This window comes from Desulfovibrio psychrotolerans (assembly GCF_013340305.1).
Taxonomy (GTDB): Bacteria; Desulfobacterota; Desulfovibrionia; order Desulfovibrionales; family Desulfovibrionaceae; genus Halodesulfovibrio; species Halodesulfovibrio psychrotolerans.
In genome coordinates this window covers 1-26838 of record NZ_BLVP01000036.1, presented here as the reverse complement: position 1 = coordinate 26838, position 26838 = coordinate 1, and the positions used below count along the sequence as shown (strand labels likewise).

Below are 26838 nucleotides of genomic sequence, written 5' to 3'. Positions count from 1 at the left end.
CGGCTAGGATGCCTCCTCGGAAAAAACAGATTTTCGGGAGGCATCCATGTCCGTTATTGCCGAACTCTCCATCTTTCCCATGGACAAGGGCGACAGCGTAAGCCCGTATGTGAAACGCGTGCTCGGCGTCATCCGGTCCAGCGGCCTCATGTTCCAGCTCAACCCCATGGGCACGGTCATGGAGGGCGAATGGGACGACGTGATGAACACTGTTTCCGCCTGCTACCGGGAACTGGAAACGGACTGTGACCGCATCTACATGACCCTGAAGGTGGATGCCCGCAGAGGCAGGGAGTACGGCATGCTCAGCAAGGTGGCTGCGGTGGAATAGTCTTATCCGGCACAGCCTCATCAGCGGCGGGTCGTTCTATGACCAGCATGGTCTTCCACGGGCCGCGATGATAGCGCAGGTACGCCACCACGGAAAGCACGACCACGTACAGGGTGAATATGCCCCACAGCGTGTTCAGCCCGGCCCCGAAAAAAGCCTGAGCCACATAGATGGGAACGGCAAGCAGCAGGATGGCGCTGAGCATAATGGCCCACATGACGAACACCGTATCGCCCGCGCCGCGCACCGCTCCGAAATAGACCAGCATGGTGGAACTGAGCAGGCTGTATAACGCCACAAAACGCAGCAGCACCACACCCGCCTGCTCCACCTGCGCAAACCACACCGCATCGGCCCCGCCGGGCATTGCTTCAGGACGGAAAACGGAAAGCAGCCATTCCGGTGCGGTGACAAACAGCACTGCCATGCTGCCCATCCAGACCATGGCAATATGCAGAGTGCTGGACGTGGCCCGCACAGCCTCTTCCGGCCTGCCGCGCCCGAGAGCCTGCCCCACAAGGGTGGAAATGGCGATATTAAGCCCTATCATGGGCAGAAAGGCCACCGTATCAAGCGAAAACACGATATTGGAAGCCGCAAGCTCAGCCCGCCCCAGACGCCCCACCATGAAGATGAAAAAGGCCACGGCGAACAGGTCAAAAAAGGCGTTCACCCCGCTGGGCAGCCCGAAGCGCATCATGCGCATGAAAAGCGGCCTGTCAAAAGCCCGCGCCCGCCGCACCGCGTATGCACAGTCATTCTTCCGGGTGAACACCAGCCAGCAATACATGGCAAGCTGCATGCCCCACGACGAGGCTGTGGCAATGCCCGCACCGGCAATGCCCATTTCCGGGAACGGCCCCACCCCGAAGATGAGCACGTAATCCAGCGGAATATTGATGGCGGTGGCTATGACATTCACCATCATATTGGGTTTGGTTATGCCGCGGCCGCTGAAAAAGCAGCCAACGCAGCTTGCGGCAAGGGCCAGCCCGCTGCCCACCGAAAGGATGCGGAAGTAGGTAACCTCCATGCGGAATACGGATTCCGAATGCCCTGCCATCCGGAAGATGGGCTCAGCGAAAAAGGCCATGGACGCCAGTACCACGGCGCCGAACATGGAAAAATAGATGGACTGCCAGAGCGCGGCCCCAACACGGGTGCGGGACCCCGCGCCGTCGTACTGCGCGATGAACACGTTCACGTAGCTTCCCACACCTATGAAGAACAGCAGGAACACCAGATTGGTCATGGCGGCGGGCATGGAGGCGGCAATGGCGTCCTGAGAATAATGGCTCAGGAACACGCGGTCAGTGAATTCCATGACCGTGGTGGAGCCAAGACTCACCACAAGGGGCAGCCCCACACGGAGCACATCGCGGTAACCGCCGGGTGATGACCAGCGTCTTTTCAAGGCAGCAAGCATCGATTTTTCCGTAAAGCATATCGGTTGAAGGGAACAGGGGTGAATGAGCTACACCCCGGGAGGCTATGCGTCAACCCGTATCGTATTCTTTTTCACCCTCAGTCAGAAGAACCTTTTTCTTCACTTGCGGGGTAATTCGCCGTATAAGGCCGCATGCGCAACCGCTACCCATTTGTTCAGCATCTGCTCTGCATCCTGCCCCTGTTCACCGTCCTTGCCTGCGTTACGTTGTTTATCGGAACAGGTGATGAGGTGGTGCAGTTTTTCCGGCAGGTCAGGGGCGGCAACCCGGACCTGACCCGGTTCATGAAAGTTGTTACGGACTGGGGAAACCCGGCTCTGTATATCGTTTACGCAGCGATTCTTTATGCCGGACGCCGTAACGGCGATGCCCGTTTAACGCGGTTTGTCATCATATGGCTGGTTATTCAGCTGCTGGTCTCCTTCCTGCTCGTGCGCGTTTTCAAAATAGTCATAGGCCGCCCCCGCCCCGGCGTGGACGGGCTGTACGCCCCGTGGTCGCTGAGCGGCGGATACAACTCCATGCCTTCGGGACACACCGCAGAAATTATTGGCAACACCGTGCCGCTGGCCTTTTTTTTCCGCCACACAGGCATGCCCCTGCTGCTGGGTTGCTACGGTGCGCTTGTGGGTTTTTCGCGGGTGTATCTGGAGATGCACCATACAAGCGATGTTTTTTTTGGCATTCTTGTAGGCAGTTTTGCCGCGTTTCTCATACACCTCTTCTGGAACCGAGACCGAGATGACCGATAAGCCCGACCGCCCCACGTCACAGGACTGGCCCTTGCCGAACGATGCAGCAGGTGCTGCGGGAGGCGATTCCGCTGCTCCCGCCGCAGAAAGGCAGCACGCGGTGCGCCCCGGACAGGAGCCTGCACATCCCGGCGAATGCTGCCCCTGCGCCCCTGATGTACCTGATGCAACTGGCGCGACTGGCGCTGATGCGCCGCAGATCGATATGCCCGAAGGACAACTACAGGCCTCTTCCCCTGAAGCTGCCATTTCCGCCCCCGCCGGAGACGGTGCCGAGACGCATAGGCCAGAGCCTAAGCCGGAACCTAAGCCGGAGCCTACGCGGGAGCCGAAAAAGGAACCGGAGCAGAAGGCGGACCAAGAACCAGTGCAGGAGCCTGTTCTAACCCCTGCATCCGCCCGGAACAAGAGAAAGCGCCCCATGGGGGGATGGTTCTCCAACAAGGCGCGGCAGCATGGCCCCAGCTCCTCTGTGCAGGAAACCGCGCCACCAGCCAAGAACCTGCTGGACCACGGATTTGACGCGCTGGCCTTTCTGCCCCTGCTGACTCTTGCCGCCATTGTGGCAGTGCAGACATGGTTCACGCTGGATACCCGTGCCCTGTGGTTCTCGGACGAAATCCGCTACGCCAACGTGTATGAGCATGTTGTGAGCGCAGGGAAATGGATTGTTCTGTACCTGAACGGCGTGCCCTACCCTGATAAACCCCCGGTATATTTCTGGCTCCTTGCCGCCCTGCACCCTCTGGTGGGAGAAGCCTCGCCCAAGCTGTTCATGCTGGGGGCCGCTGTCTCCGGCCTGCTCTTTGTATGGGCCACCTACCTGCTGGCGCGGGTGACGGGGGAGGACAAGAAAACTTCGCTGGCGGCAGGCCTTGTGCTGCTGACTACGTTCTTCACCGTGGGCATGATGCACTATTCGCGCATGGACCTGCTCTTTGCCACGTTCATCACCCTGTCGCACCTCTGCCTGCTCAAGGGCTGGCAGAAGGAAAGCGCCTTCGGCTGGATAGTGGCAGGATTCGCGCTGGCAGGCATTGCCACGCTCACCAAGGGGCCACTGGGCCTTGCCTTCCCCATCCTTTCCACCGTGCTGTTCACTCTCTGGCGGCTACGCTTCAAGCGGCTGATGGGCTGGGATGTGGCCATCGGTTTCGGGGTCATGGTATCTGTCTGTCTGGCATGGGTTGCCGCCGCCTACTTTACCGAAGACCCGGACTACCTGCGCAACATCTTCCAGCAGCAGATTGTGAAACGCGCGACAGACACATGGCATCATGGACAACCATGGTGGTTCTACTTCGGCGCATTTGCCGGAATCATGACGCCGTGGACATTCCTCCTTATCACCGTGCCGTGGGAGCGTCTGTTCGGCCTGCAGTTCTACAAAAATCTCTGGGCCACGCGCCAGCCTGAGCGCATGGGCACAGCATACCTGTGGATTACCCTGCTTTCCGGTTTTGCGCTGCTTTCTGCCGTCAGCATCAAGCTGCCGGTCTATCTCATGCCGCTTCTGCCGCCCATGGCAATTCTTATTGCACGCGGCCTTATACGCCTGACGCCCGGCCGCTGCCGCCTCATGTTCCGCCTGTTCGCGCTGCTGTTCGCGGGCATAGCGGGGGGACTGATCTACGTACAGTTTTTCAACAACCCGTTCCATGCGGACATAGGGGGATGGCAATACCTTGCGGCCATTGCCGCCCTGTGCGCCGCTATCCTGTGGATGGTGGCCCCCCGGCGCGCGGAGGGCGGACTTGTGTTGCTAACAGCCCTTGTTACGGCCTTCATTCTGCCTCTCGGCATCATCACCGCCCCCTCGCTGGACGGCATCATGAGCCCCAAGGCACAGGCGGTGGTCATGCGCAGCTACATTCAGAACGGCTTTGCGCCCGCCAGCTACCGCATCTACTCCGGAACCTACACCTACTATGCAAAGACCAACATCTTTGAGACCAACGAATGGGCCGAGCTGGACGACTTTGTGGCAACACACCCGGACGCGGTGATAGCCATGCGCAAAAAGCACTGGGAAGAATGGCCCGCCAAGCCCGGCGACATGGAAATAGTGCACCGCCAGATGCTGGTGGACCCCAAGCCGGATAATGAATACCTGCTCGCTGTGCGGCGCAGCACCCCGGAACTGGCGGCTCCCCCGGACAGTGCCGAAGGCACGGGTAATACGGGCGGTGCCGAAGGCACGGGTAATGCGGACAATGCCGAAGGCACGGGTAATACGGACGGTACTGCAAGCACAGACAACACGGACAACACGGACAACATGGTCAACATGGACAGTACGGACAGTAGGGCCAGTACGGACAATGCGACCAGTGCGGAAAGCACGGGCAAAGCCGACATGGGCGATGCTGCAGAGCCAACCGCCACGCAGGACGCCCCCATGACCGAGACCACCCCTCCCGCCGCAGAATAACCGTCCAGCTGATACCCAGCAAAACAAGCGCCCCCGCTCCATACCGGAACGGGGGCGCATTTTTTACCAGAATGCTGTCTTCAGCACATCACGCGCCGCACCAGTCCCGGCAACCGCTCAAGGTCCGGGCAGATGGTAAAGCCTGCATCACGCATGGCTTGCAGCTTTCCTTCCACCCCTCCTGTACGCTCATCCAGAATGGCTCCCGCATGCCCAAGGCGTTTTCCGGGGGGAGCCGTACGGGCAGCCACGAAGGAAATAACGGGCTTTTCAAAGCCCGTCTCACGCACATAGCGGGCGAGATCTTCTTCAGCAGAGCCGCCCACCTCGCCCAGCACCAACACGGCACGGGTTTCATCATCATCGCGTACCAGTTCGCACAGGTCTATGAAGCTGGAACCGATGAACGAATCCCCCCCGATACCCACGGAAACGGACTGCCCTATCCCTGCGGCGGAGAGGCGGGCACACGCCTCGTATGTGAGCGTACCGGACCGTGAGAATACGGCCACATTACCCGGAGTGAACACGTACCCCGGCATGATGCCTATCTTGGTCTGCCCCGGCACGATAATGCCGGGCGTGTTGGGACCGATGACCCGCGTGGGAGAGGGGGCAATGTTCTTCAGGGCGGACAGCATGGACGCCTGTGCAATGCCCTCCGTTATGCACACCACCCACGGCACCTCTTCCGCTGCAGACTCCAGCACGGCATCCGGCGCAAAGGGAGCCGGTACAAAAATGATGGAAGCGGCAATATCGTGTTGCCTGCACGCCTCGTGCACGGAGTTATAGACCGGAACCCCCAGAACATCTGTGCCGCCCTTGAAAGGAGTAACACCGGCAACAATGCGCGTGCCGTATTCCTGCATAAGCTGAACGTGCCGTTGCGCCACCTTGCCGGTTATGCCCTGCACCAGCACACCGGACTCCTTATTAAGACGTATGCCACCCCTGCGGCCGGACGGAATGCAGGCCGGGGGAATGGCAACAGGAAGATCCTCATCCGCGAGGGGGAAATGCAGCACGGGGGCATCTGCGGGTTTCATGCTCCGTAAAACGTCCAGTGCCTCGTTCATCTCTGCGGCGATAAACACATCCGGGTGCGCGGCCTTGGCGAGCAGCTCACGTCCTTCTCCGGACTCATGCCCTGCCATGCGCACCACAAGCGGCTTGGGGGCGCGGTCCGTTCCCAGCACCGCCAGAAGGGCACGGGCAACCTCCGCACAGGAAACGATGCCCCCGAACAGATTGATGAATACGGCCCGTACATTGTCATTTCGAAACAGCAAATCCAGCGCCCGCTGCATACGTTCGCGGTTGGCCGCGCCGCCCAGATCCATGAAGTTTGCGGCGGAAAGGCCATTGAAGTTCAGCAGGTCCATCGTGGCCATGGCCAGCCCGGCTCCGTTGACCAGAATGCCGACCCAGCCCTTCAGTTCCACGTAACTGAGCCCCGCCTCGCGGGCCAGAGTCTCTTCACGGGAATGGTGTTCAGGCGTGTAGTAGTGGCCAAGGCTCTCGGGCCGCATGTCCACGACGTTGTCATCCAGTTCCACCTTGCCATCCAGAGCCACCCACTCGCCCTCTGCCGTAAGCACCAGCGGGTTGATCTCTGCCAGCAGCAGTCCGTTATCACGCACGGCCGCGTAAAGCTTGGTGGCAAGCTCCCGGAATCCGGGCCAGAAACGGGCGTCTGCCTTCATCTCGAAAAAAGCGGCCCGCAGATGGTGTTCGCGCAGTCCTGCGTCTATGGGCACCCGCTGGATGAGCGGTTTTGCCAGCCCTGTGGCGGATTCCACCTCCACCCCGCCCGCGCGGCTTGTGGTCAGCAGCAGGTCGCGGCGCTCACGGGAAAGCACAAAGGATAGATAACATTCCTTCTGTATGTCTGTGGCGGCTTCCACGCGGATAAAGGGCACCCTGTGCCCTTTAATGCGCATATTGAAAATGGCCTGCGCGTGCTCCGCAAACTGCTGCGGCGTGTCCGCCCGCAGGATGCCTCCTGCCTTGCCACGTCCGCCGGTGAGCACCTGTGCCTTGAGATACCACGGCGGCGGCATATCCTGCGGCATGTCCACATTGTCCGGTGTGATAAGCACCCCCTGCGGGATGCGGATGCCTGCTGCGTCAAAGAGTTGCTTGCTGAGGTGTTCGTTCAGGAACATGATTCTCCGTCCGGGGCTGAAGGGTTGCAGCTTTGCGGTTCCGGGCCGTGTGCGCTGGATTATCCGGCTGTCATCTTCCGCCTTCTCCCCTCTACGGGCAGAACGCTCCCTAGCTGGCTGCTGAAAGGACCCAGTGGCCCTGCCTATAATCCAACCTCTTCGTTTATCAGTACAATATGAATGCGTCCCTTGGGAAAGGATTTTTCGGTAATCGTCCATACATTACAGATACGTTCAGGGCTGGCACAGTCCATACAGCGCGATGTCTGCCTGCACGGCGTTTTCTTACCCAGCCGCATGGTGTTGGTGGGTGCGGCATATTCCTTGATGCGCGCCATGGCGTCTTCCACCGTATCCACCACCTTGTTGCGTCCGATGAAAAGAACCACATGGGTGGGACCAAAGGTGATGGCCCCCGTGCGGTTGCCTATCATATCCAGATTCACCAGCTTGCCGCATTCCGTCACGGCGTTGGTGCCGGTAAGGAACACATCGGCCAGCAGGGCCTGCCTGCGCCGCAGCAGAACCGTTTCGTAAGGAACGGTTTTATCCATGGTATCAATGACTTCTACCCCGGCGGCGCTGCGCACAGCATCCGCCACCCCGGTTGCGAACAGGGTCATTGACCCGCCGAAGGCGACTGTCTTCACGCCCTCCTGCGCTCCCGGCAAAGAGGGAAGAATTTCTTCCATGAACAGGTGCCCTGCCGCAGCCGCATCCGGGGCCATATGTACGACAAAGTTATTGGATTCCAACGCCAGTTTAAGGTCCGCAAGCCGCAGCCGCCAGTAATTTTCCACAGGGTTTTCCGCCTGTTGGGCCTTGTCCGGTTTGACCGCAGCGGACTTTTTTGTGGCGGGTTTGCGCCCTGCTGCAGCGGGCGAGGCAACTGACGCGACAACGGGCGAGACACCTGACGAGACACCGGACGAGGCGGACGAGGCAGACGAAGCGCCTCCGCGTTGATTTTTCTTGTTGTCAGCCATTCTCTGTTTCCTTTCCTTCGGAAATTCGGTGCTCCTGCTCCGCAGGTTGTTCAAAGATGGAAATTAGGTGAAGGCATTGTTCCGTTCAGCTTCCTGCGGGCAATGGTGAGGGCATATGCGAAGCCTGAACCTGGCCACGCCGCAGTTCATGGCCGCTTTGCCGCTGCACCCGCTATGGCACGTTGTTCCTGTATGGCAGGCCGTGCTCGTAGCCTTCCAGACGTTCTGCCCATTCTTCCAGCTGCCGTTGCAGCAATCCCGCCTGCGCACCAAATGAGATGGCCTGCTTCTGCGCCGCCACAGCGTTCTCAAACTCGCCGGCTTCGGCAAATGCGGCGGCAAGCGTATCGTAATAGCCGGGAATGGGTCCTGCGGAAAGCCCTATAGCCTCGCGCGCAAGCTGCATGGCCCGTGCGCCGTCTCGCACGCCTTCATCGGTACAGGTGGCCAGAAACCACGCATATTCGTTCAGAACGTAAGGGTCCACATTGGCATGACGGTATGCGGCGGCAATATCCTGCGCGGCTCCGGCATAGTCGCCCATTTCTGCCCGCGTATACATGCGTCCCACAAGCAATTTCACAGACTCCGGACGGGATTCCAGCCCCTGCGTGAAATCTGCCAGAGATTCTTTATAGCGCTTAAACACCCGCAGCACGTTCCCCCTGTTCACCCGCGCCTCTTCAAAAGCCGGGTCGAGCAGGATGGCCCGTGTAAAATCTGCCAGGGCATCATCAAAACGCCCCTGCGCCAGCCGCACCATGCCCCGGTTGTTGTAAGGCCCCGGCGCCTGAGGCACCAGACCGATCACATCCGTTAATGCTGTTTCCGCCTTACTGTGCAAACCCATTCCGTGCAGAAGGAGCGCGTATTCGGTGGCCAAATCCGTATTGCCCGGTGCATATTCCACCGCCTTGCCGAACCAATCCAGCGCACCGGGCATGTCTCCCCGCGCCTGAGACAGCTCCGCAAGATTACGGTAGGCCTCCCATATGCCGGAATCCACACGCACTGCCTTGCGAAAATCCTCTTCCGCGCTGGCAAGCTGCCGCAGCATCATATACGCCGTGCCGCGCATGAGCCAGCCGCGGGCATGATCGGGAAGGATACGCACGGCTTCATCCGCTGCGTCCAGCGCAGGACCGGGCTGAGAAAGATTGATGTGCGCAAGGGACAGAAAGGTATAGGCCTGCCCGCGTTGCGTGGCGGAAAGCTCGTCGTCTGCGGCCATGGCCTGAGCCTGTTTTTGCAGTTCTTCCCAACGCCCGCCCTGCGCCGCCTGCGCCAAAGGTTCCAGCAGCGCTTCCTGCGCATGGGCACCTGCCGCAAAAACAGCCAGCAGCATCACTGCGACCAGACATCGAAACGCGGCACGCAGAACTGTCATCCCCCGCCTTTGAACCGGATTTGCGGACATAACGAAGCCCCCTCCTTGCCCGACACAGCTAAAAACCATAGTGGGTGTACTCTTTTTCCTTGCGGTTTATGCACTGAATGTACCGGTAATTGCCCTTTACATGGGCCTCTTCCAGCATGCGTTTGCCCAGCCCCACGCAGCGGTCGCACGCGTCTATGGGAATCTGTATGCCCACACTCAGCGGATTAACGGTGGACCACGTTTCTATCTTCAGGGTGCCGGAACAGTCCGGGCACATGACCACCGATTCCACCTGACTCTCGCTGATACCGTCCGTATCGTAATAAATATCTTTGGTGCGCACAAAGTGCTCTCCGCTCACCTCTCCCTGTCGGGGCGCAGGAGGCGGCGCAAAGTACAGCTTGCGCATCTCATCACAGAGCTTTTCTATATATTCGGTTACTTGTGGTGTTTGCTCAATGATTGCGGGGTCGAAATCCGGCTCGCGCACATGGTCGAAATCCAGCCCCGCCATGGCGAGGCAAATGCCCAGATTCACATACGGCAACGCGCCCTGTATGGCATAGCCGCCTTCCAGCACCGCTATGTGCGGATTGAGCTTTCTGCTCAACATGGCGTAGCCGCGTGCGGAAAAATTCATGTTGGTGATGGGGTCGGAGAAATGATTGTCCTGCCCTGCGGAATTGATGATGAGGTCTGGCTTGAAGTCTTCCAGCACGGGCAGCACCAGATGGTCTATGACATGCAGGAAGCCCCGATCGGACGTATTGGGAGGCAACGGTATGTTCAGGGTTTTGCCCAGCGCGTTGGGACCGCCCAATTCTATGGGGAAGCCGGTGCCCGGATACAGGGTGCGCCCGTCCTGATGGATGGAGATGAACAGCGTATTCCTGTCGTGCCAGTAAATATCCTGCGTGCCGTCTCCGTGGTGGCAGTCCGTATCGATGATGGCAACGCGCAGCGGCCCATACTGTTCCCGTATGCGCTCCACCATGACGGCTTCTATGTTGATATTGCAGAACCCGCGGCTGCCGTGCACCACCTTCATGGCATGGTGTCCGGGCGGGCGGACCAACGCAAAAGCCTTGTCCTTTTTACCCTCCATGACCAGTTGCGCGGCCTTGATGGCGCCGCCCGCAGAAATGAGGTGCGATTTGGTGCATACGGTGGAGACATCCGGCACGCAGAAATGCACGCGTTCCACATCCTCACGGGTAGCTATTTCCGGCTTGTACTCGGTTATGCCTTCGATATCGAAAAGCCCTTCTTCGCGCAGTTGGTCCTGCGTGTACAGCAGCCGTTCCTCCCGTTCCGGATGCGTGGGACTTATGGCCCAATCGAATGCCGGAAAAAAGATTACGCCCAACGAATTTTTGGCCTGCAACATGCCCTGTCTCCCTGCCCGTCCGTGTATGGGAACATTCCCGCTGCGTTCCGCCGTCCCGCCTTCGTTCTTATCAATTTTTAAAAAAACACTGCCGCGTGCCGTCTCCCGTCATGAACAGATTACGGGAGCCAAATTGCTAAAGCCTGATCGCGGGACCGGATTCATCGCATCCCAGCTATGCTCCCGCAGGCTGCGCCAGCCGCGCCTGCACAGCATCACGCGCCTGTATGAATACCTCGTCCGGATTGCGGGAGGCATCCACCACCACAAACCGTTTGCGGTTCACAGCCGCCCATGCAAGGTAGCCATCGCGGATACGGTGATGGAACTGCAACGATTCTGCCTCGAAACGGCCCTCTGCATTGCATTTGCCTTCCGAAAGGTTGCGCGACATGGCCCGTTTGAGTCCAATCTCGGGGCTGACATCCAGAAGCAGGGTAAGGTCGGGCCACACGCCCTGCACGGCCACCTCGTTGAACCTGTGCAGCAATGCCGTATCCAGCCCACGTCCATAACCTTGATAGACCACGGTGGAATCGGCATACCGGTCGCAGAGCACCACCATGCCTTCTGCAAGAGCGGGCCGGATGATCTGGCTCACATGCTGGGCGCGGTCCGCCAGATACAGGAAAAGCTCCGCCTCTCCCGTCAGATCTTTGCTGGAAACGTCCAGCAGGATGGACCGCAGGGTGCGCCCCAGACGGCTGCCGCCCGGTTCGCGCGTGAGCACCACGCCATGCCCCTGCTCCATGAGCCAGTCCTTCATCCGGGTGAGAACCGTGCTTTTTCCTGAACCTTCCGGCCCTTCTAGAGTAATGAACATTGGTCTTCCTTGGAAGGTTCCCTGCGGGCATCGTTCTGCGGAGCGGATGCTGGCCCGCTCCCCGGCGTGCGTGCGGGTTTAAAGATATGCCGCCCCAGTGTCGTCTGAAAGGGCGTCCAGCCGGATTCCTCTTCACCAAATCCTGCGAAAAGCCCCCTTAACTGGGCGAGCTTGGCGTCAATATTGTCCGCATAGTGCAGCACCAGAGCCTCGGGCGTGGCGGGCAGCACGGGCGAACCCCACTCTTTCATACCGTGATGGGCAAGAACCAGGTGCTTGAAGTGCATGGTCAGTTCCGGCTCCAGACCGGACTTAAGAAGATGCGGTTCGGCCTTTTCCAGCCCGATGCTGATATGGCCGATGAGCCGCCCCTCATCCGTATAGTCGTTGGCAATGCCGCCGGAAAGTTCCCACGCCTTGCCCAAGTCGTGAAAGACGGCTCCTGCTAGCAGAACCTGCCTGTCCAGTTCCGGATAATGATCGCACAGGCGCATGCACAGCTCGCATACCGAAAGGGTATGTTCAAGCAGTCCGCCCGCATAGGCGTGATGCACGTGCTTGGCACCGATGGCGGTTTTGAACCGGCGCACGATGTCTTCATCGCGCAGCACGGAGGTCATGAACTTCAGCCACGGTTTATGGGTGAAGGTTTTGCGGCACAATTGTGTCAGGTCGGTGAGCATATCGTCCGGGTGGCGTTCGGAGGCAGGAAGAAAGTCCGCCATGTTCAGCGCGGCCACTTCGGCCTCGTCCAGCACGCGCAGACCTTCCACGTTTACATCCAGCTGCTCCCTGTACAGGGAGGCACGCCCCCGCACCGCCACCATCATGCCCGGAGCAAGCTGGGCAAACTGTTGACTCAGCGGACTCCAGACCTTGGCTCCCACGCTGCCGGTGGCATCTGCCAGTTCCAGCCGCCAGAACGGCCCGTTGCGGGCCTGCCCCTGCGAAGCCTGCGCCACCGCGAAGATGGAAGCTATTTCTTCATTAGCCGATATGTCTTGAATGAATTGAGTTTTCTGCATGTCCGTTTTATGGATAGGAAGGCGGGCCGCCATGCGGAACACACTGTTCCAAGGCCCGATTTATCCGGTATGGTTCCCCGTTTTCAAGGAAATTGTCAATTTCAAACCGCAGATGACATGTGCCGCAAAGCGCAACACAGGATATCCTATGATCATAGCCCTGACCAACGATGACGGCATTCAGGCCCCAGGGCTGCGTGCCCTGTATACGGCTCTTGTGCAGGCCGGACACACCGTGCACTGCATTGCCCCCGTTACCGAGCAATCCGCCGTGGGGCATGCGGTAACCATTGCGTTGCCGCTCCGGGTCAAAGAGTTTTCAGAAAACGGATTCAGGGGAAAAGGCATACACGGCACCCCGGTGGACTGCGTGAAGCTGAGCCTTTCGTGCCTGCTGGAGGCGAAACCGGACGTGGTGGTTTCCGGCATCAACGCCGGAGCCAACGTGGGGCCGGATATCCTTTATTCCGGCACGGTTTCCGCCGCAACGGAAGGCGCGCACATGGGCTACCCCGCCATTGCCGTTTCATACGACAACTTCCGCCCCGGCGACCTGAGCGGACAGGCAGCGTTTGCGGCAGACCTTATTTCCAATATGCCGTGGTCAAGCCTGCCGCCGCGCTGCGTGCTGAACCTGAATTTTCCCGCCTGCACCATGGAGGAAACCAAGGGGCTGCGCGTATGCCCACAGACCAGCGCAGTCTGGAAGGACTGGTACGATCACCGCAAAGATCCGCGAGGCTCGGACTACTGGTGGCTGAACGGTGTTATCCCGCCGGACACGGTGGCTCCGGGAACGGACCGCGCCCTGCTGACTGAAGGATACATAACGCTCACGCCGCTGCGGTTTGATTTCACGGACAACGCCACCATGCAGTCTCTGGCCGTGCTGAACACGGACAACAGTTGACGCTCAGGAGTGGTTTTCCTTTTCCTTCGCGAAACCTTGGTTTCGGGCCATCATGCGCGCCTCGCCTGCGTGATGATTATGGCACGTGGGGAATTCTTTTCTGCGCCGCTCACCCGCCATGCGCGGACGGCATGGCAAAAAGCCTCCAGCACGGTAAACACAACGCCACAATGAGCATGAAAGGGGGCCGAACACGCATCAACCCCTTTGATTTTCTTGCCGTACACGTGTAAACTCTCGCTGCCTTCATTGACAGGGGTGCCGCCTCCTTCTACTCTGGAGATGCTCGGGTTCCTCTTCTGCACGAGATTTTTCCGGCGCAACGCATGCGCGTGCGTTGGCCATTGCCATATCGGCCACGGTTTTTTCAGTCCATCATGGAGGATACGTATGCCCCTTACCGGCACCAGAGAGATGTTCGCGCGAGCCTACAAAGAAGGCTACGCCGTTGGCGCGTTCAACGTTAACAACATGGAAATCATTCAGGGCATCATTCAGGCCGCAACCGAAGAACAGGCCCCGCTCATCCTTCAGGTTTCCGCCGGTGCCCGCAAGTACGCAGGACAGGCATACATTCGTAAGCTTATAGAAGCCGCCCTCAGCGAAAGTGACCTGCCCATCGCCCTGCACCTGGACCACGGACAGGATTTCGACATCTGCAAGGACTGCATCGACGGCGGGTTCACCTCCGTGATGATAGACGGCTCGCACCTGAGCTATGAAGAGAATATAGCCGTTACCAAACGCGTGGTGGCATACGCCCATGACCGTGGCGTGGTGGTGGAAGCGGAACTCGGGCGTCTGGCCGGGGTTGAAGACGATGTTTCGTCCGAACACTCCATCTACACCGACCCGGAACAGGCAGTGGACTTTGTGCAGCGAACCGGATGCGACTCCCTTGCCATTGCCATAGGCACCAGCCATGGCGCTTACAAGTTCGCAGGCGAAGCCAAGCTGGATTTCGCGCGGCTGGAAAAAATAACCAACATGCTGCCCGACTTCCCCATCGTGCTGCACGGCGCATCCTCCGTTCCGCAGGAATTTGTGCAGATGGCCAACCAATACGGCGGCGATATAGGTTCCGCGTCCGGCGTGCCGGAAGACCTGCTGCGCAAGGCGGCCACCTACGGCGTGTGCAAGATCAACATCGACACCGACATCCGCCTTGCCATGACTGCCGTCATCCGCAAATACATGGCGGAAAACCCCTCACATTTTGACCCGCGCCAGTACCTCACCCCTGCGCGCGATGCCGTGAAAAAAATGGTTCAGCACAAAATACGGAATGTGCTGGGCTGTTCCAACAAGATATAGGTCAGGAGTAGAGTAATGACTGTGAAACTTGGGGTAAACGGGTTCGGACGCATAGGGCGGTACCTGCTCAGACTGCTCGCCGACGACCCGCAGTTACAGGTGGTGGCCGTAAACGCCCGCGCGGACAACGCATCGCTGGCTCACCTGTTTAAATACGATTCCGTCCACGGCACCTTTAAAGGCGATGTCTCCGCCAACGAGCAGGGTCTTGTGATCAATGGCAGGCAGGTTGCCGTTACCCGCTGCAAAACAGGGGAATGGGAATGGGCAAAGCACGGCGTGGACATAGCCGTGGAAAGCTCCGGCACGATAAAAGACCATGCCGGGCTTGTTCTGCACATTGACTGCGGGGCAAAAAAATCTGTCATTTCAGCACCCTGCGCGGACGCTGACATCACTGTAGTTATGGGTGTGAACGACGCCTTGTACGACCCCGCAAAGCACAGGGTTATATCCAACGCCTCCTGCACCACAAACTGTCTGGCTCCCGCAGCCAAGGTACTGAACGATTCCTTTGGCGTGGTGCACGGGCTTATGACCACCATCCACAGCTACACCATGAGCCAGCGCATTCTGGACGGTTCGCAGAAAGACCTGCGCCGCGCCCGTGCCGCCTGCATGTCCATGATTCCCACCACTACCGGAGCCGCCAAGGCGGTGGGACTGGTCATCCCGGAACTGAAGGGCAAGCTGGACGGAATGTCCGTGCGCGTGCCCACTCCCAACGGATCTATTGTAGACCTGACCTGCCGCGTGGAAAAAGCCACCACGATGGAAGAAGTGAACGCAGCCATCAAGGCAGCTGCAGAAGGTCCCATGAAGGGCAATATGGGCTACAGCGAAGTACCCCTTGTATCCATAGACTATATTGGCGACACACACGGCGGTGTTGTGGATGCCCTGTGTACCAGCGTTATGGAGGGCACACTCATCAAGCTCATCATATGGTATGACAACGAAGCGGGGTTCACCAACCAGCTTGTGCGCCTGCTCAGAAAAGTGGGCGGCTCACTGTAATCCGCCCCCTCCGAATATTCCCACAAGGCTCCGCCGGAAACGGCGGAGCCTTTTAACTTCTAAAAAAAGAAAATAATTCCCTCGTGATAGAATGCGTACTACTACACAACGTGCTCTATCTTGTCACACTAACAGGTTGACCTGCTGAGGCATGGTTTCATGCGCACCCTGCTTGCCCTTATCCTGATCGCGGCATTTGCCGCCAGCCCAGTTCGCGCCGATTCCATAACGCTTGTGGCCGATTCGTGGTGCCCGTACAACTGTGAAGAGGGGGCGGATGCTCCCGGGTATCTCATAGACATTGCGCGGGAAGCCCTTTCCTTTTCCGGGCACACGCTCACGTATCAGGAAATGAGCTGGACCAGAGCCATCTATCAGGTACAACGCGGTGCAGCCCACGGGTTGGTTGGGGCGGTACCCAATGAAGTACCAGACTTTATCTTCCCCAAACTGGCGCTGGGGCTGGTGCCGAACGCTTTTTTCACGCTGACGGAAAGTGCCTGGAAGCCGACAGACAAGGATGCCTTCTCCTCTGTTCGGTTAGGTGTCATCCGCGACTATGATTATGGCAGCAGGTTGCAGGCGTGGATTGACCAGCACATAAACACCATTCTTGTACAGGAAGCGCAGGGCAACAACGCTCTGGAAACCAACCTGCGCAAGCTGGTACACGGGCGCATTGACGTGGTGGTGGACCAGAAGGCAAGCGTGCTTGCAAAGGCACGGGAAATGGGGATTGCCGACCAGATACGCCTTGCATGTGAAGACCCCGTAAAGCCTGAAGAAGACAGTCTTTACATCGCCTTTTCCCCGGTGCTTGAACGCTCACGGCAATACGCGGACGACTTGGACAAGGGCGTGCGCATGCTGCGCGAACAGGGCAGGTTACAAATTATCCTGAAGGCATACGGACTGGAGGACTGGGAACCATCTGTCGGAGGAACGCCTTAGCTCCCCGCCTATTCAGGCGAACGGCTCAGAAAGCTCCTCACGGTCTATGGCATCCGCATTCTCTGCGCGCAACCGCACTAGACGCGCCAGATGCCCGTAAGTTTCTTCATCCATGGCGGTAAAATCCATGGCAATATCACTCTGCCCCACCCGGACGATAATCCCTTCCATACGCAGCAGAACATCATCCGCAAGGGGAATGGAGAGCACACAGCGCTCCTTCAACGGCGGGGCTGGCGAAGCCACAATAAGCGCCCCTTTGAGCGAGATATCCCTTGTGCGAACGGGCCACGGAACGCCGCGGACCTCCAACATGCCTTCGTAAGCGCCGAATACACGGCTCCGCTTTCTTCTGTTGGGCATCATCCCCTCCTTTTCCGGAGTATGCAGGCCCATACCCTTCCTGCGGCAGGGAGAATCTCTTCCCAATGGGGAAACCGGAGAGCGGCAACGCAGCCCGGTTCAGAAAATCCTCTTCCCGCCATTACGTCCGGAGCGTGCCCGACACCACCACAGGCCACCATACATTGATCAGTACTGATACGATTCCGGCCTGCTGGCATACGGATAAGGCAATAACTCCGAGACCATGGACATTTCCACTCTGCCTTTTTCCGGTTCTACAGCGCAGAGTATACCACGTCCGAACTCGAAGAGAAACTGCCTGTCGGCTGCAGAGGGTGCCTGTACGGAACCGTCCGGCGCAACCGCCACCACTGCCCTGAATTCGTACTCGCCTTCCGAAACCGCTTTAAGCACGGCCGTGCGTATGGCGGTGATGGATTCGTTAAACTGGGCGTTCTCCACGTTGCAGCCGGTAACAATTCGGCCGGAACGAGTCATCACCGCTGCGCCCACAGGGGTTTTGGAGTATGGGGAATACGCGTTTATAGCCGCGTTGCGTGCGGCTTCGAACATCTTCTGATACTCTTCCACATAGAAGGTGGGAACAAACCATTTGCGGTAAATGCGGTCGTACTCGCCGCTCTGCATAACCCGCAGCATCCCCTTGTTCACCATCTCCAGCAGCCGCTCGGCATCACGGTTCACGGCAAAATAGGTATCCGCCACCACCAGCGGCGTTCCCACGGCACTTATGGGGCCCAATTTCAGCCGGTCTATGTAGTAGTATGCCGTCTGTGCCGGTCCGCCGTAGGCGATCACCTCGTCCCGCTCCAATGCCTTGAGCGCCTCTACCTTGGAATCATAGAGCTTGATATTCAGCCCGCCGAACTCCTCCAGCACCCGCTGCTGATACGACCCCTTCTCCACGGAAACGGTCTGCCCGCGCAGTAAGGTTATATTGCCCACCCGCGCAGCAGGCTTGGTGAACAGCTTCACCTGCATGGGCATACTGGGCCTGTCTGCAAAACGGTAGAGCAACAGGCGCTGCTTGGTTTTGGCCATACCCGAAGTTACCTGAATGGTTCCGGCAGAAAGCTCCACCTGCACCTTGTCCCATGTCAGGGGGCGCATGGTGATTTGTACATTTTCATCTTTAAGAACAGCCTGAATGAGATCCACGTCAAACCCCACAGGCTTTCCCTGTGCCTCTTCAAAGCTGAACGGCGGATATTCCCGGTCAAAGCCGTACACCACCCGCAGGGGAGGCTGTGCCTGCGCCGGAGCGGAATACACGGCCATGCCCGCCGCAAGCAGGTAGACCCAGAACAAAACGGCGGCAACGCCCTGCGTGGTTATTGTACGGAACATCATAGGCGACTCCTCAAAAGTTGGTTCTTTCGCAACTCATCGGCGGTATGGCTAAAAACTGTAGGGCAACAAGCTGGTCCAGCATAGCCCGCGCGCTCTTCTGAGACAACCGGGCAGACAAGCCGGCAGACAAGCGGGGCTGCACTGCCTTGCGGCAGGCAGAAAACCATGCTAGCCCGCCGTAAATAGCCCCGCTCCGGAGCCAGGGATAATTTCAAAGCCAAATTTCAATGCCAGGTTTCAATGGCAGATTTCAATGGATTGCATCCTCCCCCTGCTTGGAGGAAAAGGCCAGCCATCAATAAAAAGGGAGGACGCATGGACGCAACACATAGGCATCTGCTCATTGAGCGCCTCGGCACACTGCTTGCCGAAAGGAGGCTGCTGCTCGGTACAGCCGAATCATGCACCGGCGGACTTATTGCCGCAGCATGCACCGACGTTTCCGGTTCTTCAGCATGGTTTGCTGGCGGGATAGTCGCGTACGCCAATGCCGTTAAGGAAAATGTGCTCAGGGTGCCGCGTTCTATTCTGGACACACACGGCGCTGTCAGCGAGCAGACCGTGCGCGCCATGACTCAGGGCGCCTGCGCCGTGCTGGGCACGGATATGGCAATTGCCGTGTCCGGCGTTGCCGGTCCCACAGGCGGTTCTCCGGAAAAACCCGTGGGCACTGTATGGCTGGCTGCAACCCTCAGAGGCACCATCATAACTCAACGTCACCATTTTTCCGGTCCGCGCCATGCCGTGCGGGAACAGACAGTTCTTGCCTCCATACCCATGTTGCTTGACCTGCTGGAGTCTGCATATCGGTAGCGGAAAATGCTTTCCCGCACCGGTTCTGGCAAGAAACGAAAAAGGAACGGAGATTCCCCCGTTCCTTTCAGGCCATGCGGGGTAAACCCGCCGACAACAAGGCCGCTACACGTAGTCGCCCCTGTTCAGTTTGAACCGCTCGGTGAAAGACATCACCTCCAGTTCATTCACCACCAATCCCAAACCGGGATAGCGATCGGCAAGGTCCGGATTCTGCTCCTTCAGTTGCGAAAGTTCGCCGGAAATGGCTTCCAGCGTTCCATGCGCGCCTTTCAGGTCAGCCTCTCCGGCGGCTCCGATCTGCCGGGAATAGTGTTCCCACTTGTCCAGCATGCCGTCCAGCCTGCCAGCCACCTCAGCAGCCTCATCCGCACCCTGCACCGCACCGGTCTCTTCGACCGGGTTCGCCATCAGCAACGGATTCAGGACCATGGCCCGAGCCCCCACGGGAGGCACGGCACCCTGTGCCGCCGAAGCGCCTTCCTGACGCTCCAGCTCCTGCGCAAACAGATCGCCGAACCCTTCCGCAGCCTTAGGCCGCTTCTTGAGCTCTTCCTGTTGCAACAGGGCATCCAGTTGTTCCGAACGAATCTTCATTGGCGCACCCCTTCGTTAGGGTTTTGTCAGGATTCAGCAAAAAGTTTGCCAACACAGCTCGCCTCAGCAACCTGCTGAAATATGTAGTTTTGCCAAAAAAATACCCGGCATTTTCTGCCGCAAGGCGGAACCACATGCACACTGTGTACAGCGATATGTTCAGGGTAGCGTACAACCTTTTCCTTGTCTATGCGGCGCAAAATGTGTTTATATTGAAAAACATTAGAACACACTTCCGCCCGATGGCGGATGTTCAGAACTGCACCCAGCCTCAGGAGGTTGCCATGACTGCCATAAACAAGATTCTCGTTGCCGTGGACTTTTCGGATCACAGCAAGCATATCGCCGATTACGCAAACCTGCTTGCCACAAAACTTGGAGCCTCGCTGGTGGTGGTATATGCCGCCCCTTCGCTCAGCCAGTACGTGGGCTTTCATGTTCCGCCCAACTCCATTGAAAACTTTGTAGGAGAGATTGTTTCCGGCGCTGAGAAGTCCATGGAAGCCTTCCTCACCACCAACTTCAGCGACATTCCCACCACGGGCAAGGTTGTCACCGGGTATGCTGCGGAAGAAATTCTTGCCACTGCCGAGCGCGAAGGGGTGGACATGATCATCATGGGCACGCACGGTCGCAAAGGCATAGACCGCATTCTGTTCGGTTCCGTGGCGGAAAAAGTGGTGAAGGGAGCCAACATTCCTGTGCTCACCGTGCGCCCCACCGAACTGTAACTCTGTAAACGCGGGACAGCGTTTTACGCTGGGCACGTAACCGCGTAAAGTCCGCTTGCCCATCCCCCCTCCTCTGGTCTATTCAAGGGCGGTTCGCAGGAACCGCCCTTTTTTGCCGATTTGAAACGATGCACAAGGAGCACAGCATGACCGCTGCCAGATGCCGCGCCACTTCGCAGGTTCGGCCTGAAGTGATGGATTTTTCGCCCTACTCCGCTGGGTTGTCCATTGACGAAATCAAGGAACGCTACGGATTGGATACCGTGGTAAAGCTTGCCAGCAACGAAAATCCGCTGGGCGCGTCTCCCCTTGTGCAGCAGGTCATCCGTTCCCATGCCGGGCATGTATTCCGCTACGCCCAGTCCGGCAACCCCCGACTTGCCCGCAGCATTGCGGCTTTCTTCGGACTGCCGGCCGAATGTGTTGTCACCGGCAACGGCTCGGACGAGGTAATCGACCTGCTCATCCGCGCCAAGGCACGACCGGGTACGGACAACATTGTGGCCTTTGACCCCTGTTTTTCCATGTACACAGTGCTTGCGCGCCTGTGCGGGGTGGAACTGCGCCAGACACCGCTGAATGCAGATTTTTCCTTCAACTGGGATGCTCTGGTCGGCCTCACGGACGAAAACACCGCCATTGTCTTTGTGACCACGCCGGACAACCCGTCCGGGTACACTCCCCCCGTGGAAGAAATTGTCACCCTTGCAGGCCGCCTGCCTGAGCAGTGTCTGCTGGTTGTGGACGAAGCATACATGGACTTTACCGGCGACCGCGATGCCTATTCCATGCTGCCCAGACTGATGCAGCATCCCAATGTCTGCGTACTGCGCACCTTTTCCAAAAGCATGGGGCTTGCGGGTCTGCGGCTGGGATTCGGTGCCATGCAGCCTGAACTGGCCGACTACCTGAAACGCATACGCCCGCCGTTCAGCGTGAACATTCTTGCGGAACATGCCGGCATGGCGGCTATGGAAGACACCGTGTTCTATAATGAAACACTCCGTGTAACCGCAGAGGGACGCGAGTACCTGAACAGGGAACTGGCTGCGCTGGGGTGCACGGTCTATCCTTCCCGCGCCAATTTCATCATGTTTCAGGCCCCGATTGACGGCGGCGAACTGCACGAGCAACTGCTGCGCCGGGGGATCATCCTGCGCCCGCTGAACAAGGGATACGGTCTGCCCCGCCACATGCGCGTCTCGGTGGGCAGCAGGCAGGAGAACTCCGCATTCATCGGAGCCTTCCGGGAGATTATGCATGCCCGTTAGCCACCGCATCATCACCTTGGACGGCCCCGCAGGCGTTGGCAAGACCACTCTTGCCAGACGCGTGGCGCAGGCTTTGGGCATTGCCTATCTGGACACAGGGGCCATGTACCGCACGCTGGGCTGGAAGCTCGGAGCAGAGGCGGAAAACCTGACCGATGAACAATTGCGCGCACAGCTTGCGGGGTTCCGCTTTTCTCTCTCCGGCACGGGGGCAGACTCTGTTCTCGCGGTGAACGGGGTTCCCGTGGGGCAGGAAATACGCAGCGAAACCGTAGGCATGCTGGCCTCTGTGGTCGCCAAGCTGGCCCCCGTGCGCGATGCCATGAAAGCCGCGCAGCAGGCCATGGGGGCGGAAACTTCATTGGTTGCCGAGGGAAGGGACATGGGCACCGTGGTGTTTCCCAACGCCACCTGCAAGATTTTTCTGGATGCCACTCCGCAGGAACGGGCGCGCAGACGCCATGAACAGCTTGCCGCCATGGGGCAACCCGCCGACCTTGCGGAACTGACGGAGCAGATACGCCTGCGCGACGAACAGGACCGCAACCGGGCCATAGCCCCCTTGCGCCCTGCGCACGATGCCGTGATTGTAGACACCACCGCACTGGACATAAACGGCGTGTTTGAAGAAATTATGCGTCACGCAGGCAGGGTATAGCTGCACATATCCCCATGCCAAACCCGCCGGTTAGCCGCAGCTGGCGTGGCTTTGCGAAAAAACGCCCAGGCGTGTTCAGATGCGGAAATCAGGCACCGGGCACTCAGTCCAGATGCAGCACAACGGCATAACTGCTGAACAGCACCCACGCCGGATCGCCTTCATTCAGCCCCAGCCGTTCGGCACCGCCTGAAGAGACAACGGCACACAGCTCCGTGCTCTCGGAAACGCGGATAACATACTCCGTGTTCACCGCTCCGGAAGAAAGTCTTACCACCGTACCATGCATGCTGTTTTCCGCGCTGGAAACCGGGGGACTGTCGCTCCGTTGCACGATAAGCCATGGGGCCTTTACTTCCGCCACAAGCATAACTCCCGGATACAGCCCCAACCTGTCCAGACTATCATTCGTTATCACGGAAACCACATTGTGGCCCTCTGGAGTCACCACCTCCACACGGGACTGGATATCACCCCGCACTATGGTGCCGACCCTGCCGTAAAAACTGTTCCGGGCACTGGTACCCCTTCCGGATTCTTTTTCAAGATACCGGCGCGTTGCCAGCCTGATCTCCTCATCGGAAAAAGAAACATAGGCAGATGTGAGGTTGGGCGAAGAATGGCCCAGCATGGCCTGTACCGCCGCCAGCGGCACATTACCCTGTTTGAGCTCCATGGCACGGGCTCTGCGGATCATTTCCGGCCCCCCCGCCTCCTTGGAAAACCCGCAGGCGGACGCCCGCTCATAAAACTTCCTGCGCACGAATCCGGGGTCCATGCTCAGCGATTCGGGCAATCCGCCGAAAGACTCCATCGCTTCCGCCACGCTGCGGACACCGCCGCAGAGCTTTTCGGAAACCTGAACCTCGCGGACCACAAGCTTTAAAGAATCCGCATCCTCCGCAACCGCTGCTCCATATTCTGCCGGATCTCCATTACGGAACACCGCCACCTGCCGAGAACAGTCCAGATCCTTGCGGGGGTTCATGCCCAGCACTTCGCTGAGCTTTGCGCCGGTATAACGGATAACAAGAAAGACCAGCAGCACCCGCAACCGCGAGTAACGCACATCATTACGGACCGCATGCTGCGCCCACCGCCAAAACTCCTCTTCAAGCAGTCCCAGTTGTGCCGTGTCCAGCCCCTGCCCCTCTTCAGACTCGTGGGGCGTGTACTTGTCCTTCATACTTTTCGCAATCTCCCGGAAAAAAACCGTGCGGCATGGGATCATGCCGCACGCAACGCCATATCCTGCCTGCGCGGGGATACGGCATCGCCACTTCATAGGTACAGGACAAGCCCGTCGCGGGCAACAGGTTACCCACAGATTCCCCGTTGACAAGCGTAGTAAGAATTTCTACATATCACGAAAATAAGAATTTTCGTGTTCATTCAAATTTGTTATCATCATGCTCACCGGGCATCCCGCTGCCCTTGGCAGACAGACACAGCAACAGCACAACGCACCACACGGAGGGAACATGCTTTTCAGTACCGCCGGAATAGAAGTTGCCATCTGGGTGCCCCCGCTTGTGGCGTTCTGCATCTCCTTTTTCACGTCCATGGGTGGAGTTTCCGGTGCCTTTCTGCTGCTACCGTTCCAGATATCATTTCTGGGGTACACAAACCCCTCTGTCAGCGCCACCAACCAGCTTTTCAACATCGTGGCCACCCCGGGCGGCGTGTACCGCTACTGGAAGGAAGGCCGCATGGTCTGGCCGCTGGCATGGACTGTTGTTCTGGGTACGCTGCCGGGAGTTTTCATCGGCGCTTTCATCCGCGTTACCTACCTGCCTGACCCTGCGGCCTTCAAACTTTTCGCCTCGGCAGTGCTTCTGTACATCGGTCTGCGAATGGTAAAGAGCCTGGTCTCACCGCCCGCACAGAAAAACGGAACAACGGCAGGAGCACCGGGAATACGTCATGCAGATACACATTGCACCATTACAGACGTGCGGTTCAGCCTCTCACGCATTGGCTACACCTATGCGGGCGAACGCTACGAGGTTTCCTTCCGGGGCATAGCACTGCTCAGTTTTATCGTAGGCATTGTGGGGGGGGTATACGGCATCGGCGGGGGCGCCATCATCGCCCCGTTTCTTGTCACCTTTTTCGGACTTCCGGTACATGCCATCGCCGGAGCATGCCTTCTGGGCACGTTCATGACATCCATCGCCGGAGTAGCCTTCTATCAGGCACTGGCACCCTTTTATCCCGGCATGTCCGTGGCACCCGACTGGCTGCTCGGAATCCTGTTCGGGCTGGGCGGGCTTGCGGGGATGTACTTTGGAGCGCGCTGCCAGAAACACGTTCCAGCACGGGCCATAAAGTGGATGCTGGCCGGGGTTATCCTGTTCACGGCCGGAAAGTACGCGGCAGACTTCTTCCTAAGCTGACGGACAATCAACGAACGGCGGAATATTGAAACCCGGCGGGAAGTTTACTGGCTGCCCGCCGGGTTTTTGGGCATGTACCGCTCAGAAAATCTGCTCCAGACGCACGTAAGCCCCCGCGTTCCGGAACAGTGAAATCCACATTTGCATATGCTCAGGCGTTTGCTGTTTTTCATACTTTTTGTGCCGCAGATACAGAATTTCCACATTCACTCCGGACAGGTCAGGCATATGCGCAGCTAACAGTGCCTGCGTGCACCGGGGAGCATCCGTGCGCCCGTACTCGGTGCATAGCCCGGAGTTCTGGAGCATATCAGAATGCAGCACCATGCTCCTGGCGCGCATCCGGGGAGAGAAGCCGGGGTCACGGCATATTCGCGCAAGCGTTTCCACAATGGGCGATTCTTCGGTGTTGGAGGCATTCTGCACAGCCATAACTGCATCGGCAATTCCGGGCATAAACTCTTTGCGGAAGCACTGTTCGGCCAATTGCTCATTGTGCATGAGATTGCCCTGATGCCTTTTGGGAGCCACAGCACTCACCTGCGGCTCCAGATACACGCCGGAAAGGCTGTCCAGATAATACACCGAAACCCTGCCATCGTCGGGAGTTTCGCGCTCCACCTGCTGCACAATGGACCGAAGCCCCTCTGCCTGCGTACGGGAAAGAGGGTCGGACCGGTCCAGCAACAACACCCTATGATACGCAGCCACCTCCACCGGAGGCTGAAGAAAATACCAGAGAGCCACCCCGGCAATACACAGGCTTATAATCACGATAACGGCAGAGAGAAGAAAGGTTCCCCCCTCTCTGCCCGGTCGATACCGGGCACGGGGGGGCATTCCGCGGTGTACGGCCTCACGGGCGTGTTCCCGCAACCGGCCTTGCAGCATACGGCGCAACGCCCCTGCCGCCCCTTCTTCCTGCATACGGCGAAACGGCTGCCTATGCCTTTTCGGGAGCATACGGGCCTTCCTCTTCAAATACGGCATCATCCTCTTCTTCGTCCGTAGTCAGAGGCTCGCCGAAAGGTACGCCGGGAGAGCCTTCCGCGTCGTCATCATCACAGGCTTCGGAATCATCGGACATAATATCTTCTTCAGGTACGCCAGCCGCCAAAGCCGCTCTTCCTTCAAGGGTACGGATATATTCTTCCAGTGCCTGCAACTCCCTGGTCTTTTGCGTATGCACAGCATCCCGCACAGCATCGATCCTGCGCATAACGGTATCATGCTCTGCTTGAAGCGCCCTCAGCGTTTCAGCCTCTGCATCAAAATTCACGTCCAGCCGTTTGTCATCATCCGGAAACACCGGATACTCTGTCCAATACGCTGGAAACGGAACAACACGGGGGGCATCACCAAACAACGTGCGGAATTGCTGGAGCAGGTTATGCATAGTATCTTCCCAGGCTTCGGCAATACGCGCATAGTCGCGCACAAGTTCCTGACTACAGTTCAGGCTGGCCGCATAGGCATTGCGGTGCAGCACCCAATCCCGCAGCACAGTGTCCACGGCATTATCAGCCATGCGGCAGGCCTGATCCAAATCGTGCTCTATTTGCAGGTTCAGCCATTCGTAATGCTTCTGCTCCTGTGCCAGACGCTCTCCCGCCTCGCCGTAATCCGGGTCCGGATCGCCAAATGTATAACCCTGATCCTGCTACATATTTGTGGAGAGCAGGTTAAGCCACTTTTTGATATGCCTGACTGTTTTCGTATTCTGCCGGAGACATCC

At 58.4% G+C, this 26838-nt stretch carries 26 protein-coding genes; 13 read left to right on the top strand and 13 right to left on the bottom strand.

The genetic code is table 11. The annotated features are described in order from the left end of the window. The first annotated feature begins 46 nt into the window (after positions 1-46). The gene (locus HUV26_RS14615; protein ID WP_174410882.1) at positions 47-331 is read left to right on the top strand and encodes an MTH1187 family thiamine-binding protein; all 285 of its coding nucleotides are present in this window, start codon (positions 47-49) and stop codon (positions 329-331) included. Here the strand turns inward: HUV26_RS14615 and HUV26_RS14610 are convergent. Next, positions 306-1757 (bottom strand): MATE family efflux transporter, encoded by a 1452-nt coding sequence (locus tag HUV26_RS14610; RefSeq protein ID WP_174410881.1) that lies wholly within the window; start codon positions 1755-1757, stop codon positions 306-308. The genes HUV26_RS14615 and HUV26_RS14610 overlap by 26 nt on opposite strands. 153 nt (positions 1758-1910) lie before the next feature. Here HUV26_RS14610 and HUV26_RS14605 point away from each other — a divergent pair, with 153 nt between their 5' ends. Then, positions 1911-2531 (top strand): phosphatase PAP2 family protein, encoded by a 621-nt coding sequence (locus tag HUV26_RS14605; RefSeq protein WP_174410880.1) that lies wholly within the window; start codon positions 1911-1913, stop codon positions 2529-2531. Continuing rightward, positions 2521-4962, top strand: coding sequence for an ArnT family glycosyltransferase (locus HUV26_RS14600; RefSeq protein WP_174410879.1), 2442 nt, complete (start codon positions 2521-2523; stop codon positions 4960-4962). The genes HUV26_RS14605 and HUV26_RS14600 overlap by 11 nt, the downstream gene beginning before the upstream one ends. Positions 4963-5042: 80 nt before the next feature. Here HUV26_RS14600 and sucD read toward each other — a convergent pair whose 3' ends face one another. The 6 genes from sucD to HUV26_RS14570 all read right to left on the bottom strand — a co-directional run bounded on the left by sucD (position 5043) and on the right by HUV26_RS14570 (position 12729). After that, on the bottom strand, positions 5043-7130 hold the full coding sequence (sucD, locus tag HUV26_RS14595; protein WP_174410878.1) for a succinate--CoA ligase subunit alpha: 2088 nt from the start codon (positions 7128-7130) through the stop codon (positions 5043-5045). 143 nt (positions 7131-7273) lie between these two features. Further along, a complete protein-coding gene (locus tag HUV26_RS14590; RefSeq protein WP_174410877.1) occupies positions 7274-8116 on the bottom strand; it encodes a lactate utilization protein in 843 nt (280 codons plus the stop codon). A gap of 172 nt (positions 8117-8288) precedes the next feature. Further along, the gene (locus HUV26_RS14585; RefSeq protein ID WP_174410876.1) at positions 8289-9503 is read right to left on the bottom strand and encodes a tetratricopeptide repeat protein; all 1215 of its coding nucleotides are present in this window, start codon (positions 9501-9503) and stop codon (positions 8289-8291) included. Between the two features lie 58 nt (positions 9504-9561). Beyond that, positions 9562-10881, bottom strand: coding sequence for a histone deacetylase family protein (locus HUV26_RS14580; protein WP_174410875.1), 1320 nt, complete (start codon positions 10879-10881; stop codon positions 9562-9564). A gap of 175 nt (positions 10882-11056) precedes the next feature. Beyond that, complete coding sequence (gene tmk, locus HUV26_RS14575; RefSeq protein WP_174410874.1) at positions 11057-11704, bottom strand: dTMP kinase; 648 nt, start codon at positions 11702-11704, stop codon at positions 11057-11059. Continuing rightward, positions 11689-12729, bottom strand: a complete 1041-nt coding sequence (locus tag HUV26_RS14570) for a 3'-5' exoribonuclease YhaM family protein (RefSeq protein ID WP_174410873.1) — start codon at positions 12727-12729, stop codon at positions 11689-11691. The genes tmk and HUV26_RS14570 overlap by 16 nt, the downstream gene beginning before the upstream one ends. Positions 12730-12877: 148 nt before the next feature. On the opposite strand from HUV26_RS14570, the gene surE reads away from it, so the two are divergent. The 4 genes from surE to HUV26_RS14550 all read left to right on the top strand — a co-directional run bounded on the left by surE (position 12878) and on the right by HUV26_RS14550 (position 16921). Beyond that, complete coding sequence (gene surE / locus HUV26_RS14565) at positions 12878-13639, top strand: 5'/3'-nucleotidase SurE (protein WP_174410872.1); 762 nt, start codon at positions 12878-12880, stop codon at positions 13637-13639. A gap of 390 nt (positions 13640-14029) precedes the next feature. Next, positions 14030-14953 carry a class II fructose-1,6-bisphosphate aldolase gene (gene fba / locus HUV26_RS14560; RefSeq protein WP_174410871.1) on the top strand — a complete coding sequence of 308 codons (924 nt, stop codon included), beginning with the start codon at positions 14030-14032 and terminating at the stop codon, positions 14951-14953. Between the two features lie 15 nt (positions 14954-14968). After that, positions 14969-15970 (top strand): type I glyceraldehyde-3-phosphate dehydrogenase, encoded by a 1002-nt coding sequence (gap, locus tag HUV26_RS14555; protein ID WP_174410870.1) that lies wholly within the window; start codon positions 14969-14971, stop codon positions 15968-15970. Positions 15971-16129: 159 nt separating this feature from the next. Beyond that, on the top strand, positions 16130-16921 hold the full coding sequence (locus HUV26_RS14550; RefSeq protein ID WP_174410869.1) for a substrate-binding periplasmic protein: 792 nt from the start codon (positions 16130-16132) through the stop codon (positions 16919-16921). Positions 16922-16933: 12 nt separating this feature from the next. Here HUV26_RS14550 and HUV26_RS14545 read toward each other — a convergent pair whose 3' ends face one another. After that, complete coding sequence (locus tag HUV26_RS14545) at positions 16934-17284, bottom strand: PilZ domain-containing protein (protein WP_174410868.1); 351 nt, start codon at positions 17282-17284, stop codon at positions 16934-16936. A 168-nt stretch (positions 17285-17452) separates the two neighbouring features. Then, a complete protein-coding gene (locus tag HUV26_RS14540; RefSeq protein WP_174410867.1) occupies positions 17453-18637 on the bottom strand; it encodes a cytidine deaminase in 1185 nt (394 codons plus the stop codon). A gap of 315 nt (positions 18638-18952) precedes the next feature. On the opposite strand from HUV26_RS14540, the gene HUV26_RS14535 reads away from it, so the two are divergent. Beyond that, the gene (locus tag HUV26_RS14535; protein WP_174410866.1) at positions 18953-19450 is read left to right on the top strand and encodes a CinA family protein; all 498 of its coding nucleotides are present in this window, start codon (positions 18953-18955) and stop codon (positions 19448-19450) included. 105 nt (positions 19451-19555) lie between these two features. On the opposite strand, the gene HUV26_RS14530 is transcribed toward HUV26_RS14535, so the two are convergent. Next, positions 19556-20047 (bottom strand): hypothetical protein, encoded by a 492-nt coding sequence (locus tag HUV26_RS14530; RefSeq protein WP_174410865.1) that lies wholly within the window; start codon positions 20045-20047, stop codon positions 19556-19558. A gap of 284 nt (positions 20048-20331) precedes the next feature. On the opposite strand from HUV26_RS14530, the gene HUV26_RS14525 reads away from it, so the two are divergent. From HUV26_RS14525 to cmk, 3 genes are all read left to right on the top strand, one after another. Further along, complete coding sequence (locus tag HUV26_RS14525) at positions 20332-20778, top strand: universal stress protein (RefSeq protein ID WP_174410864.1); 447 nt, start codon at positions 20332-20334, stop codon at positions 20776-20778. Positions 20779-20924: 146 nt separating this feature from the next. Next, a complete protein-coding gene (hisC, locus tag HUV26_RS14520; protein WP_174410863.1) occupies positions 20925-22049 on the top strand; it encodes a histidinol-phosphate transaminase in 1125 nt (374 codons plus the stop codon). Further along, on the top strand, positions 22039-22707 hold the full coding sequence (gene cmk, locus HUV26_RS14515; RefSeq protein ID WP_174410862.1) for a (d)CMP kinase: 669 nt from the start codon (positions 22039-22041) through the stop codon (positions 22705-22707). The genes hisC and cmk overlap by 11 nt, the downstream gene beginning before the upstream one ends. 103 nt (positions 22708-22810) lie before the next feature. Here the strand turns inward: cmk and HUV26_RS14510 are convergent, their stop codons facing one another. Then, positions 22811-23893: a TOBE domain-containing protein gene (locus HUV26_RS14510; protein WP_174410861.1), complete on the bottom strand. Its 1083-nt coding sequence runs from the start codon at positions 23891-23893 to the stop codon at positions 22811-22813. A gap of 295 nt (positions 23894-24188) precedes the next feature. Between HUV26_RS14510 and HUV26_RS14505 the strand changes: the two genes are divergently transcribed. Next, positions 24189-25103 (top strand): sulfite exporter TauE/SafE family protein, encoded by a 915-nt coding sequence (locus HUV26_RS14505; protein ID WP_174410860.1) that lies wholly within the window; start codon positions 24189-24191, stop codon positions 25101-25103. 81 nt (positions 25104-25184) lie between these two features. Here the strand turns inward: HUV26_RS14505 and HUV26_RS14500 are convergent, their stop codons facing one another. Then, on the bottom strand, positions 25185-26066 hold the full coding sequence (locus HUV26_RS14500; RefSeq protein WP_174410859.1) for a hypothetical protein: 882 nt from the start codon (positions 26064-26066) through the stop codon (positions 25185-25187). Further along, positions 26047-26541 carry a hypothetical protein gene (locus HUV26_RS14495; RefSeq protein WP_205245157.1) on the bottom strand — a complete coding sequence of 165 codons (495 nt, stop codon included), beginning with the start codon at positions 26539-26541 and terminating at the stop codon, positions 26047-26049. Before HUV26_RS14495 ends, HUV26_RS14500 begins: the two co-directional genes overlap by 20 nt. Positions 26542-26583: 42 nt before the next feature. On the opposite strand from HUV26_RS14495, the gene HUV26_RS16715 reads away from it, so the two are divergent. Next, on the top strand, positions 26584-26838 hold a 255-nt coding region (locus HUV26_RS16715), incomplete at its 3' end, for a hypothetical protein (protein WP_205245156.1).

What these genes read in the sequence shown, in the direction of transcription:
- HUV26_RS14615 (WP_174410882.1), top strand. Translation starts at nt 47, where the DNA reads ATGTCCGTTATTGCCGAACTCTCCATCTTTCCCATGGACAAGGGCGAC.
- HUV26_RS14610 (WP_174410881.1), bottom strand. Translation starts at nt 1,757, where the DNA reads ATGCTTGCTGCCTTGAAAAGACGCTGGTCATCACCCGGCGGTTACCGC.
- HUV26_RS14605 (WP_174410880.1), top strand. Translation starts at nt 1,911, where the DNA reads ATGCGCAACCGCTACCCATTTGTTCAGCATCTGCTCTGCATCCTGCCC.
- HUV26_RS14600 (WP_174410879.1), top strand. Translation starts at nt 2,521, where the DNA reads ATGACCGATAAGCCCGACCGCCCCACGTCACAGGACTGGCCCTTGCCG.
- sucD (WP_174410878.1), bottom strand. Translation starts at nt 7,130, where the DNA reads ATGTTCCTGAACGAACACCTCAGCAAGCAACTCTTTGACGCAGCAGGC.
- HUV26_RS14590 (WP_174410877.1), bottom strand. Translation starts at nt 8,116, where the DNA reads ATGGCTGACAACAAGAAAAATCAACGCGGAGGCGCTTCGTCTGCCTCG.
- HUV26_RS14585 (WP_174410876.1), bottom strand. Translation starts at nt 9,503, where the DNA reads ATGACAGTTCTGCGTGCCGCGTTTCGATGTCTGGTCGCAGTGATGCTG.
- HUV26_RS14580 (WP_174410875.1), bottom strand. Translation starts at nt 10,881, where the DNA reads ATGTTGCAGGCCAAAAATTCGTTGGGCGTAATCTTTTTTCCGGCATTC.
- tmk (WP_174410874.1), bottom strand. Translation starts at nt 11,704, where the DNA reads ATGTTCATTACTCTAGAAGGGCCGGAAGGTTCAGGAAAAAGCACGGTT.
- HUV26_RS14570 (WP_174410873.1), bottom strand. Translation starts at nt 12,729, where the DNA reads ATGCAGAAAACTCAATTCATTCAAGACATATCGGCTAATGAAGAAATA.
- surE (WP_174410872.1), top strand. Translation starts at nt 12,878, where the DNA reads ATGATCATAGCCCTGACCAACGATGACGGCATTCAGGCCCCAGGGCTG.
- fba (WP_174410871.1), top strand. Translation starts at nt 14,030, where the DNA reads ATGCCCCTTACCGGCACCAGAGAGATGTTCGCGCGAGCCTACAAAGAA.
- gap (WP_174410870.1), top strand. Translation starts at nt 14,969, where the DNA reads ATGACTGTGAAACTTGGGGTAAACGGGTTCGGACGCATAGGGCGGTAC.
- HUV26_RS14550 (WP_174410869.1), top strand. Translation starts at nt 16,130, where the DNA reads ATGCGCACCCTGCTTGCCCTTATCCTGATCGCGGCATTTGCCGCCAGC.
- HUV26_RS14545 (WP_174410868.1), bottom strand. Translation starts at nt 17,284, where the DNA reads ATGCCCAACAGAAGAAAGCGGAGCCGTGTATTCGGCGCTTACGAAGGC.
- HUV26_RS14540 (WP_174410867.1), bottom strand. Translation starts at nt 18,637, where the DNA reads ATGATGTTCCGTACAATAACCACGCAGGGCGTTGCCGCCGTTTTGTTC.
- HUV26_RS14535 (WP_174410866.1), top strand. Translation starts at nt 18,953, where the DNA reads ATGGACGCAACACATAGGCATCTGCTCATTGAGCGCCTCGGCACACTG.
- HUV26_RS14530 (WP_174410865.1), bottom strand. Translation starts at nt 20,047, where the DNA reads ATGAAGATTCGTTCGGAACAACTGGATGCCCTGTTGCAACAGGAAGAG.
- HUV26_RS14525 (WP_174410864.1), top strand. Translation starts at nt 20,332, where the DNA reads ATGACTGCCATAAACAAGATTCTCGTTGCCGTGGACTTTTCGGATCAC.
- hisC (WP_174410863.1), top strand. Translation starts at nt 20,925, where the DNA reads ATGACCGCTGCCAGATGCCGCGCCACTTCGCAGGTTCGGCCTGAAGTG.
- cmk (WP_174410862.1), top strand. Translation starts at nt 22,039, where the DNA reads ATGCCCGTTAGCCACCGCATCATCACCTTGGACGGCCCCGCAGGCGTT.
- HUV26_RS14510 (WP_174410861.1), bottom strand. Translation starts at nt 23,893, where the DNA reads ATGAAGGACAAGTACACGCCCCACGAGTCTGAAGAGGGGCAGGGGCTG.
- HUV26_RS14505 (WP_174410860.1), top strand. Translation starts at nt 24,189, where the DNA reads ATGCTTTTCAGTACCGCCGGAATAGAAGTTGCCATCTGGGTGCCCCCG.
- HUV26_RS14500 (WP_174410859.1), bottom strand. Translation starts at nt 26,066, where the DNA reads ATGCTCCCGAAAAGGCATAGGCAGCCGTTTCGCCGTATGCAGGAAGAA.